The 15450-nt window shown below is 41.2% G+C and carries 26 protein-coding genes; 8 read left to right on the top strand and 18 right to left on the bottom strand.

Going from position 1 to position 15450, the window contains the following annotated elements:
- Positions 1–38: 38 nt before the first annotated feature.
- The 17 genes from ACJ7Z2_RS09735 to ACJ7Z2_RS09655 all read right to left on the bottom strand — a co-directional run bounded on the left by ACJ7Z2_RS09735 (position 39) and on the right by ACJ7Z2_RS09655 (position 9974).
- Positions 39–1742 carry a terminase large subunit gene (locus ACJ7Z2_RS09735; protein ID WP_409500156.1) on the bottom strand — a complete coding sequence of 568 codons (1704 nt, stop codon included), beginning with the start codon at positions 1740–1742 and terminating at the stop codon, positions 39–41.
- Positions 1739–2224: a phage terminase small subunit P27 family gene (locus ACJ7Z2_RS09730; protein WP_249763893.1), complete on the bottom strand. Its 486-nt coding sequence runs from the start codon at positions 2222–2224 to the stop codon at positions 1739–1741. Before ACJ7Z2_RS09730 ends, ACJ7Z2_RS09735 begins: the two co-directional genes overlap by 4 nt.
- 110 nt (positions 2225–2334) lie before the next feature.
- Entirely contained in the window at positions 2335–2685 is a 351-nt protein-coding gene (locus ACJ7Z2_RS09725; RefSeq protein WP_409500155.1) for an HNH endonuclease, read from the bottom strand.
- Between the two features lie 6 nt (positions 2686–2691).
- A complete protein-coding gene (locus ACJ7Z2_RS09720; RefSeq protein WP_409500154.1) occupies positions 2692–3087 on the bottom strand; it encodes a hypothetical protein in 396 nt (131 codons plus the stop codon).
- Between the two features lie 313 nt (positions 3088–3400).
- Complete coding sequence (locus ACJ7Z2_RS09715; RefSeq protein ID WP_409500153.1) at positions 3401–3751, bottom strand: DUF2570 domain-containing protein; 351 nt, start codon at positions 3749–3751, stop codon at positions 3401–3403.
- The gene (locus ACJ7Z2_RS09710) at positions 3724–4293 is read right to left on the bottom strand and encodes a lysozyme (protein WP_134916740.1); all 570 of its coding nucleotides are present in this window, start codon (positions 4291–4293) and stop codon (positions 3724–3726) included. Before ACJ7Z2_RS09710 ends, ACJ7Z2_RS09715 begins: the two co-directional genes overlap by 28 nt.
- Complete coding sequence (locus tag ACJ7Z2_RS09705; RefSeq protein ID WP_006251705.1) at positions 4286–4531, bottom strand: hypothetical protein; 246 nt, start codon at positions 4529–4531, stop codon at positions 4286–4288. The genes ACJ7Z2_RS09710 and ACJ7Z2_RS09705 overlap by 8 nt, the downstream gene beginning before the upstream one ends.
- A gap of 207 nt (positions 4532–4738) precedes the next feature.
- Positions 4739–5098, bottom strand: a complete 360-nt coding sequence (locus ACJ7Z2_RS09700; protein ID WP_134916739.1) for a hypothetical protein — start codon at positions 5096–5098, stop codon at positions 4739–4741.
- Positions 5099–5136: 38 nt separating this feature from the next.
- Positions 5137–5463, bottom strand: coding sequence for a hypothetical protein (locus ACJ7Z2_RS09695; RefSeq protein ID WP_134916738.1), 327 nt, complete (start codon positions 5461–5463; stop codon positions 5137–5139).
- A gap of 78 nt (positions 5464–5541) precedes the next feature.
- Positions 5542–5901 (bottom strand): antiterminator Q family protein, encoded by a 360-nt coding sequence (locus ACJ7Z2_RS09690; RefSeq protein ID WP_409500152.1) that lies wholly within the window; start codon positions 5899–5901, stop codon positions 5542–5544.
- The gene (locus ACJ7Z2_RS09685; RefSeq protein ID WP_409501136.1) at positions 5891–6250 is read right to left on the bottom strand and encodes a RusA family crossover junction endodeoxyribonuclease; all 360 of its coding nucleotides are present in this window, start codon (positions 6248–6250) and stop codon (positions 5891–5893) included. Before ACJ7Z2_RS09685 ends, ACJ7Z2_RS09690 begins: the two co-directional genes overlap by 11 nt.
- The gene (locus ACJ7Z2_RS09680; RefSeq protein WP_409501135.1) at positions 6243–7271 is read right to left on the bottom strand and encodes a DUF968 domain-containing protein; all 1029 of its coding nucleotides are present in this window, start codon (positions 7269–7271) and stop codon (positions 6243–6245) included. The genes ACJ7Z2_RS09685 and ACJ7Z2_RS09680 overlap by 8 nt, the downstream gene beginning before the upstream one ends.
- Positions 7271–7396 carry a hypothetical protein gene (locus ACJ7Z2_RS09675; RefSeq protein WP_015484691.1) on the bottom strand — a complete coding sequence of 42 codons (126 nt, stop codon included), beginning with the start codon at positions 7394–7396 and terminating at the stop codon, positions 7271–7273. The genes ACJ7Z2_RS09680 and ACJ7Z2_RS09675 overlap by 1 nt, the downstream gene beginning before the upstream one ends.
- A gap of 1 nt (position 7397) precedes the next feature.
- Positions 7398–7991: a DNA N-6-adenine-methyltransferase gene (locus ACJ7Z2_RS09670; RefSeq protein WP_409500151.1), complete on the bottom strand. Its 594-nt coding sequence runs from the start codon at positions 7989–7991 to the stop codon at positions 7398–7400.
- Positions 7992–8001: 10 nt separating this feature from the next.
- Positions 8002–9048 carry a conserved phage C-terminal domain-containing protein gene (locus tag ACJ7Z2_RS09665; RefSeq protein WP_409500150.1) on the bottom strand — a complete coding sequence of 349 codons (1047 nt, stop codon included), beginning with the start codon at positions 9046–9048 and terminating at the stop codon, positions 8002–8004.
- Positions 9045–9728, bottom strand: a complete 684-nt coding sequence (locus ACJ7Z2_RS09660; protein ID WP_226318296.1) for a phage regulatory protein/antirepressor Ant — start codon at positions 9726–9728, stop codon at positions 9045–9047. Before ACJ7Z2_RS09660 ends, ACJ7Z2_RS09665 begins: the two co-directional genes overlap by 4 nt.
- A gap of 57 nt (positions 9729–9785) precedes the next feature.
- A complete protein-coding gene (locus tag ACJ7Z2_RS09655; protein WP_006247792.1) occupies positions 9786–9974 on the bottom strand; it encodes a Cro/CI family transcriptional regulator in 189 nt (62 codons plus the stop codon).
- A 124-nt stretch (positions 9975–10098) separates the two neighbouring features.
- On the opposite strand from ACJ7Z2_RS09655, the gene ACJ7Z2_RS09650 reads away from it, so the two are divergent.
- The 3 genes from ACJ7Z2_RS09650 (at position 10099) to ACJ7Z2_RS09640 (ending at position 12032) form a co-directional block, all read left to right on the top strand.
- Complete coding sequence (locus ACJ7Z2_RS09650) at positions 10099–10755, top strand: LexA family protein (protein WP_409500149.1); 657 nt, start codon at positions 10099–10101, stop codon at positions 10753–10755.
- 12 nt (positions 10756–10767) lie between these two features.
- Positions 10768–11142, top strand: coding sequence for a hypothetical protein (locus tag ACJ7Z2_RS09645; RefSeq protein ID WP_094945953.1), 375 nt, complete (start codon positions 10768–10770; stop codon positions 11140–11142).
- Positions 11143–11294: 152 nt separating this feature from the next.
- Positions 11295–12032: an Abi family protein gene (locus tag ACJ7Z2_RS09640; protein WP_094945954.1), complete on the top strand. Its 738-nt coding sequence runs from the start codon at positions 11295–11297 to the stop codon at positions 12030–12032.
- A gap of 36 nt (positions 12033–12068) precedes the next feature.
- Here the strand turns inward: ACJ7Z2_RS09640 and ACJ7Z2_RS09635 are convergent, their stop codons facing one another.
- The gene (locus ACJ7Z2_RS09635) at positions 12069–12665 is read right to left on the bottom strand and encodes a hypothetical protein (RefSeq protein WP_409500148.1); all 597 of its coding nucleotides are present in this window, start codon (positions 12663–12665) and stop codon (positions 12069–12071) included.
- Positions 12666–13305: 640 nt separating this feature from the next.
- Between ACJ7Z2_RS09635 and ACJ7Z2_RS09630 the strand changes: the two genes are divergently transcribed.
- The 5 genes from ACJ7Z2_RS09630 to ACJ7Z2_RS09610 all read left to right on the top strand — a co-directional run bounded on the left by ACJ7Z2_RS09630 (position 13306) and on the right by ACJ7Z2_RS09610 (position 15353).
- Complete coding sequence (locus ACJ7Z2_RS09630; RefSeq protein WP_409500147.1) at positions 13306–13482, top strand: hypothetical protein; 177 nt, start codon at positions 13306–13308, stop codon at positions 13480–13482.
- The gene (locus ACJ7Z2_RS09625) at positions 13475–13831 is read left to right on the top strand and encodes a hypothetical protein (RefSeq protein WP_409500146.1); all 357 of its coding nucleotides are present in this window, start codon (positions 13475–13477) and stop codon (positions 13829–13831) included. Before ACJ7Z2_RS09630 ends, ACJ7Z2_RS09625 begins: the two co-directional genes overlap by 8 nt.
- Before the next feature lie 177 nt (positions 13832–14008).
- Positions 14009–14467, top strand: coding sequence for a single-stranded DNA-binding protein (ssb, locus tag ACJ7Z2_RS09620; protein WP_409500145.1), 459 nt, complete (start codon positions 14009–14011; stop codon positions 14465–14467).
- A gap of 40 nt (positions 14468–14507) precedes the next feature.
- Positions 14508–14882 carry a DNA-directed RNA polymerase subunit alpha C-terminal domain-containing protein gene (locus ACJ7Z2_RS09615; RefSeq protein ID WP_409500144.1) on the top strand — a complete coding sequence of 125 codons (375 nt, stop codon included), beginning with the start codon at positions 14508–14510 and terminating at the stop codon, positions 14880–14882.
- A 60-nt stretch (positions 14883–14942) separates the two neighbouring features.
- Complete coding sequence (locus ACJ7Z2_RS09610; RefSeq protein ID WP_409500143.1) at positions 14943–15353, top strand: DUF6378 domain-containing protein; 411 nt, start codon at positions 14943–14945, stop codon at positions 15351–15353.
- The last annotated feature ends 97 nt before the right edge of the window (positions 15354–15450 follow it).

Below are 15450 nucleotides of genomic sequence, written 5' to 3'. Positions count from 1 at the left end.
AAATCCGCCAATACCGATGACATCTGTTAGGAGCGTTTTCATAATTCTAATACCTCATTAGGGAAAAAGTTATCGTCCACGTTCAACATAATGCGACCGATGGCCATCATTAGAGCAACTGCTCCGTCAATTTTGTTTTCGGGGATTTCTTTAATCGGGCGAACCACATCATCATTACCCGGCACAGTTTTACCGACAACGTTACCGATACACCACGTCATAATAGGGTTGCCGTCGTGATGGAAACGTCCGCTTTCGATGGCTGCTTCTAGCTCTTTCATTGGGTCGGAAAGATTAGTGTAGTTTTGGGTAATGGTTATCGGGTTTAAACCTTCGTCCGCCAAGTTGTGACTGATTGCAATCGCTCCGTGTGGGTCAATCGCCACACAAGACACTCTGTGTTGGTGGTTAGTTTCTTTAATGACTTCTTCGATTTCTCGATAATCCACTTCTGCACCGTCCGTTGCAGTTAAATGCCCGCTGTTTACCCATTTTTGATACTTATCTACCACACGTTTTAAGGCCGTGTCGGTGTTGTAAACCGTATCCTCCGGCACAAAAAATTCAGGAGCAATGCAGTAGTAATGACGTTTGCCATCTATCATTCGACTGAATACTTTAACGAGCGAGTTCATATCGAGTTTGCGAGCCATATCTAGCCCTAAATAAACCTCGTCATCTTGGAAATCATTGAGGCTAAGGCTTTCATCTTTGCAGTTTTCCCAACTAACCATATTGAAGAAGCTCTCTTTTGCTGATACCCATACGTTCAGGTGCTTGGTTTTGAAAGTGTTGGTGAGCCGTGCGTTGTTGATCGCTTTGTTTTGTTGGCTAATCAGATAATCACCATAAACCGATACATCAAAATTGGGGTTCGCTTTGCGGAGTACGCTTTCGTCCGTCCAGTCATCATCTTCATCTATGGTGTATATGATGCCGAATAGTTCGTCATTTGGGATTGCTCCGTTAAGTTTTTCAATCACTTCACGGCGTTTGTCGTAACACGGCCCTTCAATGTTGTAACCTGCAGTAGTGATGATGAACATTAACGGCTGTTTTCTTGCTCCCATACCGGTGAGCATTGTGGTGTAGAGTTCATCGTTTTTGTGTTCGTGGTATTCGTCCACAATCGCACAACTTGGCGAAGCACCATCACCCGGTGAGCCGATAAGCGGTTCAAAGCGTGAACCGTCACTTGGACGGTTTAGATTAGAAGCATTTACTTCAATGCCGAAGGTTGAGCAAAGTAGATCGGTTTTCTTACACATTAGGCGTGCCGGGCGGAAAACTTCCCACGCTTGTTTTTCGGTAGTCGCACCTGAATAGACTTCGGCTCCAAATTCGTTGTCCATACAAAACATATACAAGCCGACACCGGCGGAAATTGCTGATTTACCATTTTTTCTTGGCACTTCCACATAAATTTCACGGTAGCGGCGAAGGTTGTTAGATTTTCGTAACCAGCCAAAGGCATTGGCTACGATGAACAGTTGCCACGGTTCAAGTGTGATGTTCTGCCGTTTTAATGCCCATTCGCCTTTGGTGTGCGGTAGATATTGAATGAACTTGCAAGCTTTTTCTGCTTTATCTTCCGCAAAATAATAGGGAAATTCGACCGCTTGTTGGCGTTCAAGATCATCAAGATATTGCTGGCAGGTTTTTACAATGAAACGGCAAGCCGGAATTTTCCCTGCAACAACATCTTTGGCGTATTTAGTCGCTTTTTTGATATTGTCCGTCATTGTAATAACTCCGCAAATGGGTTGATGTTTTGTTCGTCTGCTTTGCCAGTTAGACGTTGGCGGCTGCTGGGGTCAAGTCCAAGCAGAGATCCAAATGTTGTCATCTGTTTTAGAGCCTCATTCAGTACAGTAAAGGCAGGGTTTTTGGAGAGTCCACCATTGCTGTTTTCAACAAATGTGCCGTATTTATCAATGTCTTTACAGGCTGAATTTCGGTTCTGATAAGCGATGCAATAGTTGGCTACAACCTCAAGATCGGTTTGAAACAGTACACCTTGAGGTAATAATTCTTTCAAAAGAAAAGCCCACATTCGCTGGCCATCTTCATTAAGCTGTGGCGGTGGTGGGCTATGTTCATTAAATGGGCTAAATTCAGGTTCATTCTGATTTAGCTTTCGTTTTCCGGGGTTGCCTCGACGCTCTTTCACTTTGGTCGGGGTGGGTTTTCGCCCTCGTCCCGGCGTAGTGGATTTTCCTGTCATTTGGCGTTTACCCTAAATTTTTAATTTCGCGGTTGTAAAAATTGAGTTCAGGGGGCGGTTTCGAAGAGCGTTCGCCCTAGCGATTTTCCTCCCCCCTCCCTGCCAAATTTTTACGCTAACCGTTCTCGTGCGGTTTTCGTTTTATGGCACGAGTAGCACAAACTTTGTAGATTGGATAAATCATCATTACCACCGTGTGCTTTGGCAATTATATGATCCACAGCTGAGGCTGATACATACAAACCTCGCTGCAAACAGGCTTGGCACAAATGCTTATCACGCTCTAATACGATTGCTCTTAGCTTTCGCCACTGTGAGCCGTAGCCACGTTGCGATGATGTTTTACCTTGCTGATGTCGCTGCCAACCACAAGACTTGTGCGTATCACAATAACCACTTGGATCAGTGGTTGTATGTTTGCAGCCTTGCTTGCGACAGGCTTTGGGTATTCTAGCTGGCATAATAAGTTATCGATAACGTTTAGCTTTTACTTTACTTAGTGTAGTGCCTGTATCAGTAAGCACTTCCGCATAATCTGTCTTATAAATGAAAATAGATTGCAGTTCGCCAACCACGTTATCATCTAGAATCAATACCACCGCAACAGGATCGCCACTTACATTATCTGAACGTACTGTAGTTGCAATCTGCTCAGGGCAAACTTCTTCTTGTCCATCTTCATCGGCATACACAGCAGGTAAGTGAAGAACCGTTTCAAACGGTTTACCTTTATCTTCATCGCGTAAACCTTTCTTGGCTTGCTCGATTGCTGTTTGATACGCCTCTGAATCAGCGTATGCAATAGTCGCTTGTTTAACTTGTGATAACACAAGCACCGAACCTAATTTCAATTTAATAATCATAAGTAATCCTTTTGTTAATAGAACACATTGCTTAGTTATGATCTTGATACAATCAAAAGCATAACTAAGTAATGTAACGCAAATGAAAAGGGAGCAATTAAGCTCCCACTCTCATTAGCGGTTTAATCCACCAAGTCATTTAAAACCCTGTTTGGTTTGTGCTTGCCACTCTCTGATACGGTCAATCTGACTCGCACACAAATCACGCTCTCCCATTACTCTAACGAGATACTCGACCGTATCGCCGTAGGTTTTACCGCTAAACTCTGTTCGCTCGCACGGTACTAGGTATGCTGCCGGCGGATATAAATATTCAGTGCTTGTGATTGTTTTGCTGGTGCAGCCGCTTAATACTATCAGCCACGCCATTAGGCAAATCAGCTTTAGCACAACTGTCTTGTGCCAGTATTGATTTAATTTCACTTTGTGCAACCTCCACTTTAGTTCGCAGCTCATTTGCAATTTGTTGGCTTTTTTCGACCGCTTGTCGCTCTTGCTCGAGCGTATCAGCAAGCCGTTGATTGACTTTTTGTTGCTGCTCAATGGTTTGGGCTTGCGTTTGGTTCTCGGCTCTTAAGCTATCTATCATCTGAGACTGACCCCATAACCATACACACAAGCCCAAAATCACAATGGCTATCGTGCCACTAATCCAGTTAAGCATAATGCTTTCTCCTTTTCACGGCGGATAACCAATCCGTTCAACACCTTACCACTGGCACGAATAAAGTCAGGTAGTCGATGACACATCTCCTCAAATTGTTTATTCACTGCGAGTTTATGGATGGTAGTCTGCACATATTGACCTTGTTTATTCCGATAAAATCTCATGTTATAACAACCCATATTAAATACAGCGGACGTCATTCCCGAAAATTGATTATCGTTCATGTCTTTACCATTAAAATGACGATTGACACAACTCTCCGCAATCTTCAAATCTTTTGCCCAACGGTCAGCAATTTCTTTATCCGAATAAAGATGGTATGGGTTAATCTTTTCACCGCCAAACTCCGTTGAGCCAATCCCAACCGTGATTACATCGGCAGGGCATTTATACGGATCACGTCTGCAACCCTCAGCATTACCGATAATCTCTAATCCAGCTTGGTTAGTGCGGATTTCGGGATGTTGATATTGGACTAATGCAATAATGGCAGCGATACCACAAACGATACCACTGCCATATTTAAGGCTTTTACTCATCACTTAACCCCTTTCTCAATCTTGTCATTTTCGCTTGATGAAGCTCTTCCGCCCGCTCATCTTCACGCTTACGCCGTTTACCATCTTCACAACGCTGATACAAATTCGCACAAGCTGTAACAATACCAATAGCTAGGCTTAATATCATTAAGTTTTGCTGATCGCTTAACCAAGCAATAAAACCACCAAAGCTAGACCAAATATAGCTTTGCGTTCCCATATCTTTCATATATTTCATACTCCACCTCATTTTTGAGGCAATAAAAAAGCCCCGACTGGAAAACCAATCAGGGCTATAAAAATAGTGTTGCGTAATGCACTTGCACTAATCGCAAGGATTACATAAACGATACACTTTCAGGTGAACCTTGTCAATCATTTTTTGACCATTTGAACACTTGCCGCTAAAACAAAGCCCCATTGATTGCAATAGGGCTTAGTTAATTTAACGATAGCTTTTGTTACCGCCAGATGTGTAGCAATATCTGCCGCCTCTTGGCCCGTAGCAATAGCCATAACCGCAATCACAACTACTAAAATTTCTATAACGTTTCTTAGTGGAATATGATGAAACAGCTTTCTTTTTTGCTTTAACTTTTGATTGCTTACCTACCGATTTTTCTACTTTTGACGGAGGGAATATACGACCTTGCCCTGGTATCGTAGCGTTGGCATTATCAATTTGTGGAGTGGAATAAACTTCTCTTGTCTCCGATTTTGAATCACTACTGCTGTTATGTGTAAACCCGGAATGACACGCAGATAAAGTAAGTCCTATTAAGCTCATAAATAAGAGTTTTTTCATTTTCATCTTTCCGTAAGTAATTAAGAATTATACCGATTCTATTTGTATGCTGATTGAGTAATTACTCTTTTCCCATCTGGTTGTGAACAAGTCACAGTAAGAGCTGCGTCATTAACCCAAGCTTTCACGGAATAAACCATAGAAGTGTCAACAATGGTAGATACTGGGTAATTACTGGCTATCTCAGATAAGAGTGCTTTAGTCGTAAGCACGCAATCTGAGAAATCCATTCTACTTGATTCGGATTTTGCTTCTCCTTGTTGAGGATAATTCCCAGAATTAATCATTTGTTTTAATTGTGACGGGGTGTATTCTTTTGCTTGAGCAAAGGCTATAAATGGCAACAGACATAATAATTTTTTCATTTCAAAATCTCCATAGGTAAAAGGAGCTTATACTTTATCGTATTTTTAGGAATGGTATAGTGATATAGATCACATTATTTAAACCACCAACGCCAATTTTAACCCAACTACCACACCCAGCACATACATTTCCGCCTGTGCCAGTTCTCGTTTAAATGTGGAGTGACTGATACCTAATACTTTTTCGATTTGTGTATCAGACACCCTTGCTGCATATCGACCAATCAGCACCTCATATTGCTGAGGCTCTTGCTCTTTAAGCTGTTTGATACAGCGGTCAATCTCAAAAATGGACTCGTCAGTTAAACGCAATATGCGGTGGTTGCTTGCCGGCACGGCGGGTTTCATACCTGCCGCCACGCAGGGAAATTCTGTGCCGAGTCTGCCGTTGGCGGAATAGCCCCAAAACCGTAAAATACCTTTAATATCAATTAACATCTAACCTCTCCTTAATCCTTACAATTACCGCACCGCCTTTTTGATTGCCCTTGTCCTCAAATGTCAGCTTTTTGACATAGTGCCGGGAGTCATCAACAATGACTTTGCTATATACCAACGAATCTAAAATGCACTTGCCTAAGTTATCCAAATCCCGATCTCGGTTATCGGGAAAGTAAACATCGCATTCAATTTCCACCTGTCCTATAAATGAGGGTTTCTCTCGACTCGCAATAAATGTTGCCCATTGATAATCTTTGCCTCGTTTACACACCACTCGTCTTGTTTTGCTTACCCACCGCCAATAGTCGTTTACACTTGGCGGATAGGGCAGCACTAATTCAACCATCAATTTCTAACGCCCCCAAACCTATCGCTCGGTCTAAAAACTTAATCAACAACTCCAACTGTGAGCCGTAATCTTGCTCAAACTTACCCACATTACGATGTAACTCATCGTGATGGATTCGGCAGAGTGGTATTACAAATAAATCGTGCTGTTTGCTACCCATCGCTCCGCCATAGCCAATAATATGATGTGGATCGTCTGCTTGTTTACCGCAACACATACAAGGTTGTGCTTTTACAAACTGCAACCACTTACGCCATTCAAACCGCTGTAATTTCGGTTTTGCCATAAATGCCGCCAACGGTTCCGGTTCGACTTTCAGTTTTAATTTTTCCGCCCATTTTTTGAGATTGGCCCGGGCATTCGGCACATCATCAAAGCCTATATTACTTTCTTGGCTCACACCGCTATTATTCAGTGGTGGATAGCCGAGAAACTGCTGTAATGCGTTGCTGTCTAATTCATCAAGCAAACCTTTGATACTCGCAAACAACACTAAGTCCGCAAATTCAATAGCGGTAGATTGTTTTTTGCGTAAGGTTAAGCGGATTTGTTGGGCGATAAACCTTTCCCAGTTTTCATCCGCCAATTCTTCTAATTTTTCTGTTGAAATTTCGCCGTCCATTCTCATTTTGTCGTGATGCCAGCAAATATGCACCGCACCGTTTTTATTCTCTACCAGCACTTTTTCCGTGTGGCAATATTTGCCATCTCGGCATTGGCAAGTCTGAATAGATTTCACAAATCGCATATACGGAAATTCGTTGTTATATCTATCACGTTTATTTAATACGGCTCTCACGTTTTCTGATTTCGCAAACGCCGCCAGCTCTTTACAAGCGGTCGAATTTTCCGAAAAATTTGCAACCTTACCTGATTTAACCGTCGCTAAATCAGTCGGTGCCGGTCGCAATAATGTCCGCTCACCGAATGCGGCAGGAGAAACATCTTTCGGCACACGGTAAAACACAATACCGACTTCAGTTTGAAAATAGGGAGTGAGTAGTAAACCTTCCGCCATCATTGCCCCCATTTCTCGGTATCATCATAGGCTTTAACGAGCAGCATAAATACACCAACACATAGTAAAAAAATGAATACGCCAATCACCGCACTAATACCAATAAATAATTCCCAATAATTCATTTTATCTTCCCCATTCCTTGATTTTATCTAGTGGCATCTGACGAGTTACAATGCCCTCAATAAATGGGTCAAACACAACAATCATCGAGCCTTTATTATTACCTTGTGCCGGTTTACCTGTTACCGGGTTGATAAATTGAATCCGCCCTGTCCGCCAAGTGCCTTTTTCATCGTGATAGCCTATGATGTCTATAACCTCATTAGCGTGTTGCTGGATAATGGTGTACCATTCTGTAGTCTTATCCGCTGGTAACAACATTACAACTAAATGACCGGCTTTTTTCAGCTCTGCCGCCCGTTGTACAAACGGCAGTGGATTGCTATATGGCGGATTAACGAAGATACGGAGTAATTCGCCCCAATCAGCCACCCGATCTAATAACACATCCAACAAGTTGTCTGCCAAGAAATCATCGGCAATTTGGCAACTTAATTTATCATCATCTAAACCGTCCGCCGCTTTACCAATCCAATAGGTGTACAACGCATTTTGTCCGTTAGAGCAACCGTCAATGTGGAACCACGCATAGCGGTGATTTAGCCAATTACGCAAATCATTAGGTGTTTGGTAGCTGTCTTTGTCAAAATCTGTCATTGTCTAATCCTTACGAAAATGTCGGTACTTTTAGCCGGTCGATACGCTCAACGGCATTTTTAATTTCTTGGCTGATAATCATCGGCAAATCTCGCTCAAGTGGTCGCTTGTTTTTGGTGTTGATGGTGGCGTGGTACATCACTAAATTGCGTTTATTGCTGAAATCCAACGACTTAAACGGATTGCCACTTAGTGATTTCTGAAACAAGGCTTTTACTTCCTCTACCGTTGGCATAATCAAGCGTTTTTCTAGCTCTGCTGGTGCAACCCACTTGCCATTTACACAAACCGGCTTGCCATTGCTCGCCCAAGCGGTCGATTTTGGCAAATAATCCGCAAAATTGGATTGGCGGAAAATCGTTTTCGGGCAGAGGTATTCACGCATTTTGCCGTCTCGCCCCCACTTGGCAACAAGGTAGTCCACCACTTGGCAACAGTCCGCCACCGAACTTTCCCGAATCCGTGCTGCGATGTTTTTCTCCCACGGCTTGAGTGAATAACCTACTGGCTTACGCTCGCCAAGCTGTACCGCCAAGGTTACCAAAGCCGAATTGAGATAATTCAACACAACTTCAGCCGGGGCAGGCTCCCCCGTTGGGGGATTAAGGGGGGTAGTATGATCATTATTGTTTTTATAATTAGTATTATTATCTGTCGGATTTTTTTCCGAGCTTTCTCGGAAATTTTTCCGAGTTTGTTCGGATTGATTTCCGACACTCGGATTTTTTTCCGACTCTCGGATCGGCTCGAATTTATTCCATTCACATCCTTTTTCAGTTAAACGGACATAATCTTTACCGTCCATTTTGAAGTGGTCGATAATGCCTTTTTCTTTCAACACCTTATATTGGCGGTAAACAGTATCTTCTTTGCTAAATACAGCAGGCAACTCTTCGCATACTTTGCTAAATGACATCCAGTAATAGGTTATGCCGTCAATAACCACCGCTTTTGCCCAACTGGAGGCTTGATTGATTAAATCGACCAATGCCCCCTGAGTGATGTTGATTTCCCACTCTACTAAGCGGACGTTGTTTATGGTTGATGTAAATCTCATTGTCCTAACTCCGATGCGTAACGTTGAGCGATCCATTCAATCCCTTTGGCGGTTACTCTCGTTTGGGTAAAATTATGACCGTGTTCTGCCGTGCCGGTTTTTACTGCAAAAAGCTGTTTAGCCTGTTTGTCTTGGTAGGGGAGTAAGTTGCCGGATTGGCGGTATAGCACCCGATCCCGTTCTAAGCACTCAATCAACCGCTTTTCTGGAAAATTGAGGATTTTGGCGGTTTCTCGCAATGATTTAGTCGTTCCCACCTCAACATAATGCTCCACAAATGCGACTTTCGGGGCTTGAATGGCTAATTGATGATTCTGCTGCTCAATCACTTCTTGCTGTTCTGCCGCCAACCGTAGAGCTTGAGAGAAAGATTGTGGAATACCTTGTCTGCTTTCTAGCTCTTGCCAACGGTCGATAATTTTCTTGCGAAGTATCACGCTATAGCCGGAAATTAGGGTAAGGGTTAAATCGTAAGGCAATCGAAATTCCCGGTATGTTTGCCCATTTTGAGGGTGTGTCCAAAAATGGGCATACCCCTCGGCAGGAATATCTAATTGACTAAACATCGCTTCTATATCACGAGTAACGTGTCGATGTTCTTTTTCGCACAACTCAGCAATCTCACGACTACTCATCGTAATGCTTGCTTTTGGTGCCGAAATGTTTAATAATTGATTCATCGAAAATACCTTTCGTGTTTAATTATGTATGAAAGCCACCGTTACAGCGGTGGTTTTTTATTTGCTTCTATTTCTATAAAGTGAGTGTTTGACCTTTAACTTGCCGGCAGTGATCTCTTGTAATCTGTACGCATTTTTCTCAGGAATAATCTCGCCCCATTGAGAAACAGCAGATACACTAATCCCTAAAGTTGCCGCCACTTTTTCTAGAGTTCCGAAATGTTCGAGCACATCATCTTTTTTCATATTTTCTTAATTCCTTTCTTGAATTTTATTTAAGACCTCTTAAATATACAATTAAAGGAAACTTAAGTCAATAAATGTTAAGATAACTTAACAGCAACTTTGTTTTTACCTTTAAGGGGATACTATGAATACTCAGACCTTGGGCGATAGAATTAAAAGCCGTAGAAAAGAATTAAAATTGACACAGAAAGATCTTGCTACTGCGTTAAAAGGGGTCTCACACGTTGCAGTATCTCAATGGGAAAGTAGTACGACTAAGCCAAATTCAGAGAATATTTTGGATTTATCTACAGTATTGCAATGCGATATTAGTTGGCTCTTGCGTGGTAATGGAGAGTCTAATGTTCTACCTGCTAGCCTCGGTATGACTAAAGTCCCATTAATTAGCTATATTCAAGCCGGACAATGGACGGGAATTGAAGATTTTCGTGAAACCTGTGGGGATTATGAATATATCCTTACTGATCTTGATGTATCTGAAAATGCGTTTGCTTTAGAAATCAAAGGCGATTCAATGAACCCTGATTTTATTGAAGGTGATGTTGTTATTATTGACCCAACAGAACAACCTCACGCCGGTGAGTTTGTGGCAGCTATTAATGGTGATTATGAGGCTACTTTCAAAAAATACCGCCCGTTAGAAGACTTAGACGAACACGGAAGACAACATTTCGAGCTGATCGCTCTTAATCCCGATTACCATAAATTATCAACGCTAAAGCAAGAAATCCGAATTATCGGCACAATGGTAGAGCATCGTATTTATCGTAGAAAGAGATAAGGGGAAATAAATATGACAGAATTTAAAGATGTAAAACAGGCTATCGTTGAGGCACAACTTGCATCAACACCAAAGGATAAAATGATCAACAGTATAATGAAAGGTTCTGCCGAATTACTTTCCGCAAATGATATTATCCAAAGGTTAGGTATTGGGGCAGATGAGTTTCAAGAGTTGGTTAATTTGCCTAACCATCATTTGCGTATAAATGGAGGGCTAGGTGCTACTGTGTATAATACAAGAAGAATGTATGAGACTCATATTGAGTTAGTCCATCAAGAATTAGAAAAGAATATTTCATTTCCTAAACCTGATTTATATATTTTGGGGAAAGCTCGTTGGAAAAAAGAAACATTTAAGAAATGGTTGGAAGAACAGTGTAGATAAAGAAAAGGTAGGTTTAAAAAACCTACCTTTTCTGAACCGCAAACAAGCGATTCTCACACTTTACAAAGCGATCCAGCTCCTACGTCTGGGGCTTCGGGTCCGTTGCCAGTACAAGCATTATTACATTAAACTAAACTTGAGTAAAGGAAAATATGTTGTCCAAACAAGTGATAAGCATTTCAGAAAGTCGGCTGAGTACATATTTATTTTGCTTTTTCCGAAATGATCCCACAAAACAGAAAGAAGCGATTGCAATTTATACTGCCTTGCAACATCGAACAGGAATTTATTTTTCATTGATTCAAGAAATAGAGGTGGCACTAAGAAATGAAGTCAGTCAGTTGTTACGCCTTGCTGCACCTAATCATAATTTATACGAATTCTTTCATTTTCTAGCGAATGATAGTAATGCTCCTCTTAATGCAGAATCTAAACGCCAGCTACAAAAAGCCATTAGTGAATGTGGGCGTAACTACAATGAAAATGACATCATTTCTCACATTTCTTTTGGATTTTGGGTAAATCTGTTTAATTATGATATAAAGCGTAATCAACATGTTGCCTACTGGCAAAGTGTATTAAAGCCTATTTTTGGACATAGATTTAGTAATTTTAAGGATTTATACAATACATTAAAGCAAATTATGCGTTTTAGAAATCGGCTGTATCATCAAGAAGTGGTTTGGAATAAGCGAATTGCTAAGAAACCAACGCACGCACTAGAGAATTTAGAAAAAACTTACAAGCAATTTGAGTTAGCACTACAAAAAATAGCACCTGAACGATTTGTGTTTCGTCAGCTTTCACAAGCACTTATTTGGCAACGCCAAATTTTCTTCGACCAACAAATTTTTGAGGCTGAAATAGTTATTTTGCCCCAACATATCTAATCAAAAAAGCTACGCATCTACGTAGCTTTTTCCCGATTAAAAATGTTTCCATTCTAAACCTTGTGTATCAAAGGTAAATTGCCCTTTGCCATAATTATAAAAGCTCGCTTCTACAATTAATTTTTTCGACTTTTTCAGCTTATCTACAAAAGTTTTCATTGCTTTTGCATTTTCGATGAAAAGCGTATCATTGCTGCCGCCATCTGCCCCTACCATTCGATAACTTTCCAATTTACCATCATCAAACTTCACCGTAATTTTACAACTATCAATCATACAGCCATTAAACTGCCCATGAATACTGAAAATGACATCATTGCCATATTTAGGGTCTTTGCGTAGCATTAAATTCAGTCCGGATGAATCATAAGGAAAACCAAAATCTATTGTATTAGTCGATCTCACTCTAGCAAGATAAGTTGTGGCATTACGCAGTTCATCTTTCTCTTGCTCATATTCCCACTTAGATTTTTCAACGGTAGCCTCATCTTTGCCGGCATCTTTTTTTATAAAGACACTATCGTAACATTCCAAGCGTTTTGAATTATCTTCAACCTTAGAACAATTTTCCCCAGTTTCATTGGCAAAAGAAAAAGCAGGTAAGCAACATAAAGTCATCAGTAGTTTTTTCATACAACCTCCATAATCAATGTCCCTATTCTCCCAAAAACTGATTTTCTAGTCTGTGAGCAATATCACAATCTCAATAATCAGATTTTTTAGTTTAAAAAACAATCAAGTAAAAACTCGTAACCAATTGATTTTTTAAGAAGTCTTAAAATTTTTATTAAACAAACTTAAGTTTGTATTGACTTAAAATTTAAGTTTTCTTAAAATATTTCCATCAAACGAGCTACGGCTCAACGCTCTTTAACAATTAGATGCTTGTGCGGACGATATTAACAACCTCGAGCAACTGTCAATTTAAAGTTGATAGTTCGGCAAGGTTGGTTAGACCCTGACATACAAATTTGAACGACTTGCCAAACAGAGGTGGCAAGGTTTAGGCAACACACTCGCAAGGTGTGGAGAGCTGAAAAGGCAACACTGGTATCTGTCCTAAGCAATCACGCTTATCTCAAGTTTGAGTAAGTACGGATACAAGCAGCACCCGACGGAATGGCGAAAGCCGGACGGGCGACGGCGTGGGCAGACACGCATTTATTCCAAAGCATATTTCACCAAGTGTGTTTCGGAATACCCACAACTAGACGCAAGTCGCTCCATTTGCCCACCGTAAAACGTGGGCTTTTTTACCCGAAAGGACAATCCTATGAACAAAATGAAACAACTTGCCCCATTTGCCTTGCTAATTTTGCTACTAGGCATTGTCGGGCGAATGGATTATGACGACCACATAAAAATGCAACGTTACAAATGCGAACGAAATCAAGGAGTTTGGCAAGTGGAAAGCAACGGCAACCAATACTGCGGAGGTAAAAATGGCTAAAACAGAATTTATCGGCTCGGCGGAAGTAGCAAAGTTATTAGGTGTGTCACTTCCGCATCTCTACGGTTGGGGCAGTGATGACCGCCGGAAACGGAGACCATTTTTTCCTAAGTCTCAAATGGTGAGGCGTGCTACCTGCGGTGACAGGAGATTAATCCATCAATGGGACAAAAAAGCAGTTTTGAAGTTTATCAAGGAGGCGAAAGAAAAGCCTTATTACCTACTTTCTGAACATCAATATGAAGCTTTGAAAGCAGAATACCGCCAAAAGAGCGAGTTACCGCCATCTGCTTTTGTTGAGTTTAACAAGTTGATGTTTACTCAAAAGCAAAAAAGAATGGAGTGTTAAATGATTAAGCATATCCGATACGGATTAGCTGCGTTGCTTGTTTTAATTGCTATTAGCCTACTAATGCAATGCAGTGAGAACGAAGAAATCATACCAACCGGCAACTGCAAGCCGGAAAAGTGCGAGTTCAAGATAACCGAACATATTAGATTAGTAAAACGATAAAAGGACATAACAATGGCAGGAATTAACAAAGTGATTATTGTCGGTCGCCTAGGTAACGACCCGGAATTACGAACAATGCCAAACGGCGACCCGGTCGCCAAAATCAGTGTGGCAACTTCGACCGAATGGACGGATAAAGTATCAGGCGATAAAAAACAAGCCACAGAATGGCATAGCATTATCGCCTTTCGGAATTTAGCTGACATTATTGGCAAATACCTGAAAAAAGGCTCACAAGTCTATGTTGAGGGCAAACTACGCACTCGCAAATGGCAAGCCCAAGACGGCACAGACCGCTGGACAACCGAAATCATCGCCGACCAGTTACAAATGCTCGGTAGCTCAAATAACGGAAACAGCAATAATAATTGGGCAACCGAACCGGCAGGAAACCCACCGCCAACCAATCCATATAACCACGTAATGACAGATTCAGAATCACGAGATTTTGATGATGATATTCCGTTCTGAGATACGGCCCCGCAAGGGGCTTTTTAGTAGGTAAAAAAATATGAGAAAAATTATTCAAATCTGCGAAAGCTCAATGGCTTGCGATAGTTTGGGCGACATGTTCAACATATCCGCTCTATGTGATGACGGGACATTGTGGCATCTGTACAGTCTCAAAGACGGTTGGCATAAATACCCCGATATTCCACAAGATGGAGATAAAAAAAGCCCAGAGATACTATCTAAGCCAATAGGTTTTTTAAACCTTAAATCCAGAACGCGTAACATCCTAATTGGTGCAAGCATTTTTTATGTCGGTGATTTAGTTAAGATGACCGTTGTAGATGTTATTAAATTGCCATTATCAGGTAAAAAAACGCTGATGGATGTTGAGAGTGCATTAGCCGAACACGGGTTAAATTTAGGAATGAAATAATCTTTACACCCCACCTCCGCCTGTCAATGATAGGCGGTTATTTTTTAAGGAAAATTAACCATGAAAACAACCCAAGATATTTTAGATGAACGCCAATCAACCCACGGTAGTTTTACAACCTGTGCTGAAGCGTCTCAAGAAATCAAACGCCTTATTAAGTATTACGACAAAGGTTTACACTTAACTCAAAAAGAAGCCCTTGAAATGATTGCAGTTAAAATCGCACGAATACTCAATGGCGGACAGAATCACCAAGATAGCTGGCAAGATATTGCAGGATATGCCCTTTTAGGTGGTGGAATTTACACACCTCAATCATCGGACAATGCCAAAGGTTTGCCTAAGCCATTAACTGATAGCATTTATCCTGAATCCCACCTTGATAAAGGCTCTATTTGGCGGCTTGACTTGGAGTTTAATACCAAAGAAGAGGCGGTTGCTGTGTTGGAGGCCTTGAAAGGTAATACTTGAGGTGAATATGTTTGAGAAAATTATAAATTCATCTACTCTTTGGCTGTCTTTGCTTATGATGAATACGGCTTTTTTGGTGATCAACATCGAACAGGTA

It is taken from the genome of Mannheimia glucosida, from assembly GCF_046267875.1.
GTDB classification, from domain to species: Bacteria; Pseudomonadota; Gammaproteobacteria; order Enterobacterales; family Pasteurellaceae; genus Mannheimia; species Mannheimia glucosida.
Note: the sequence above shows the minus strand (reverse complement) of the source record. Positions and strands in the feature narration are given on the sequence as shown.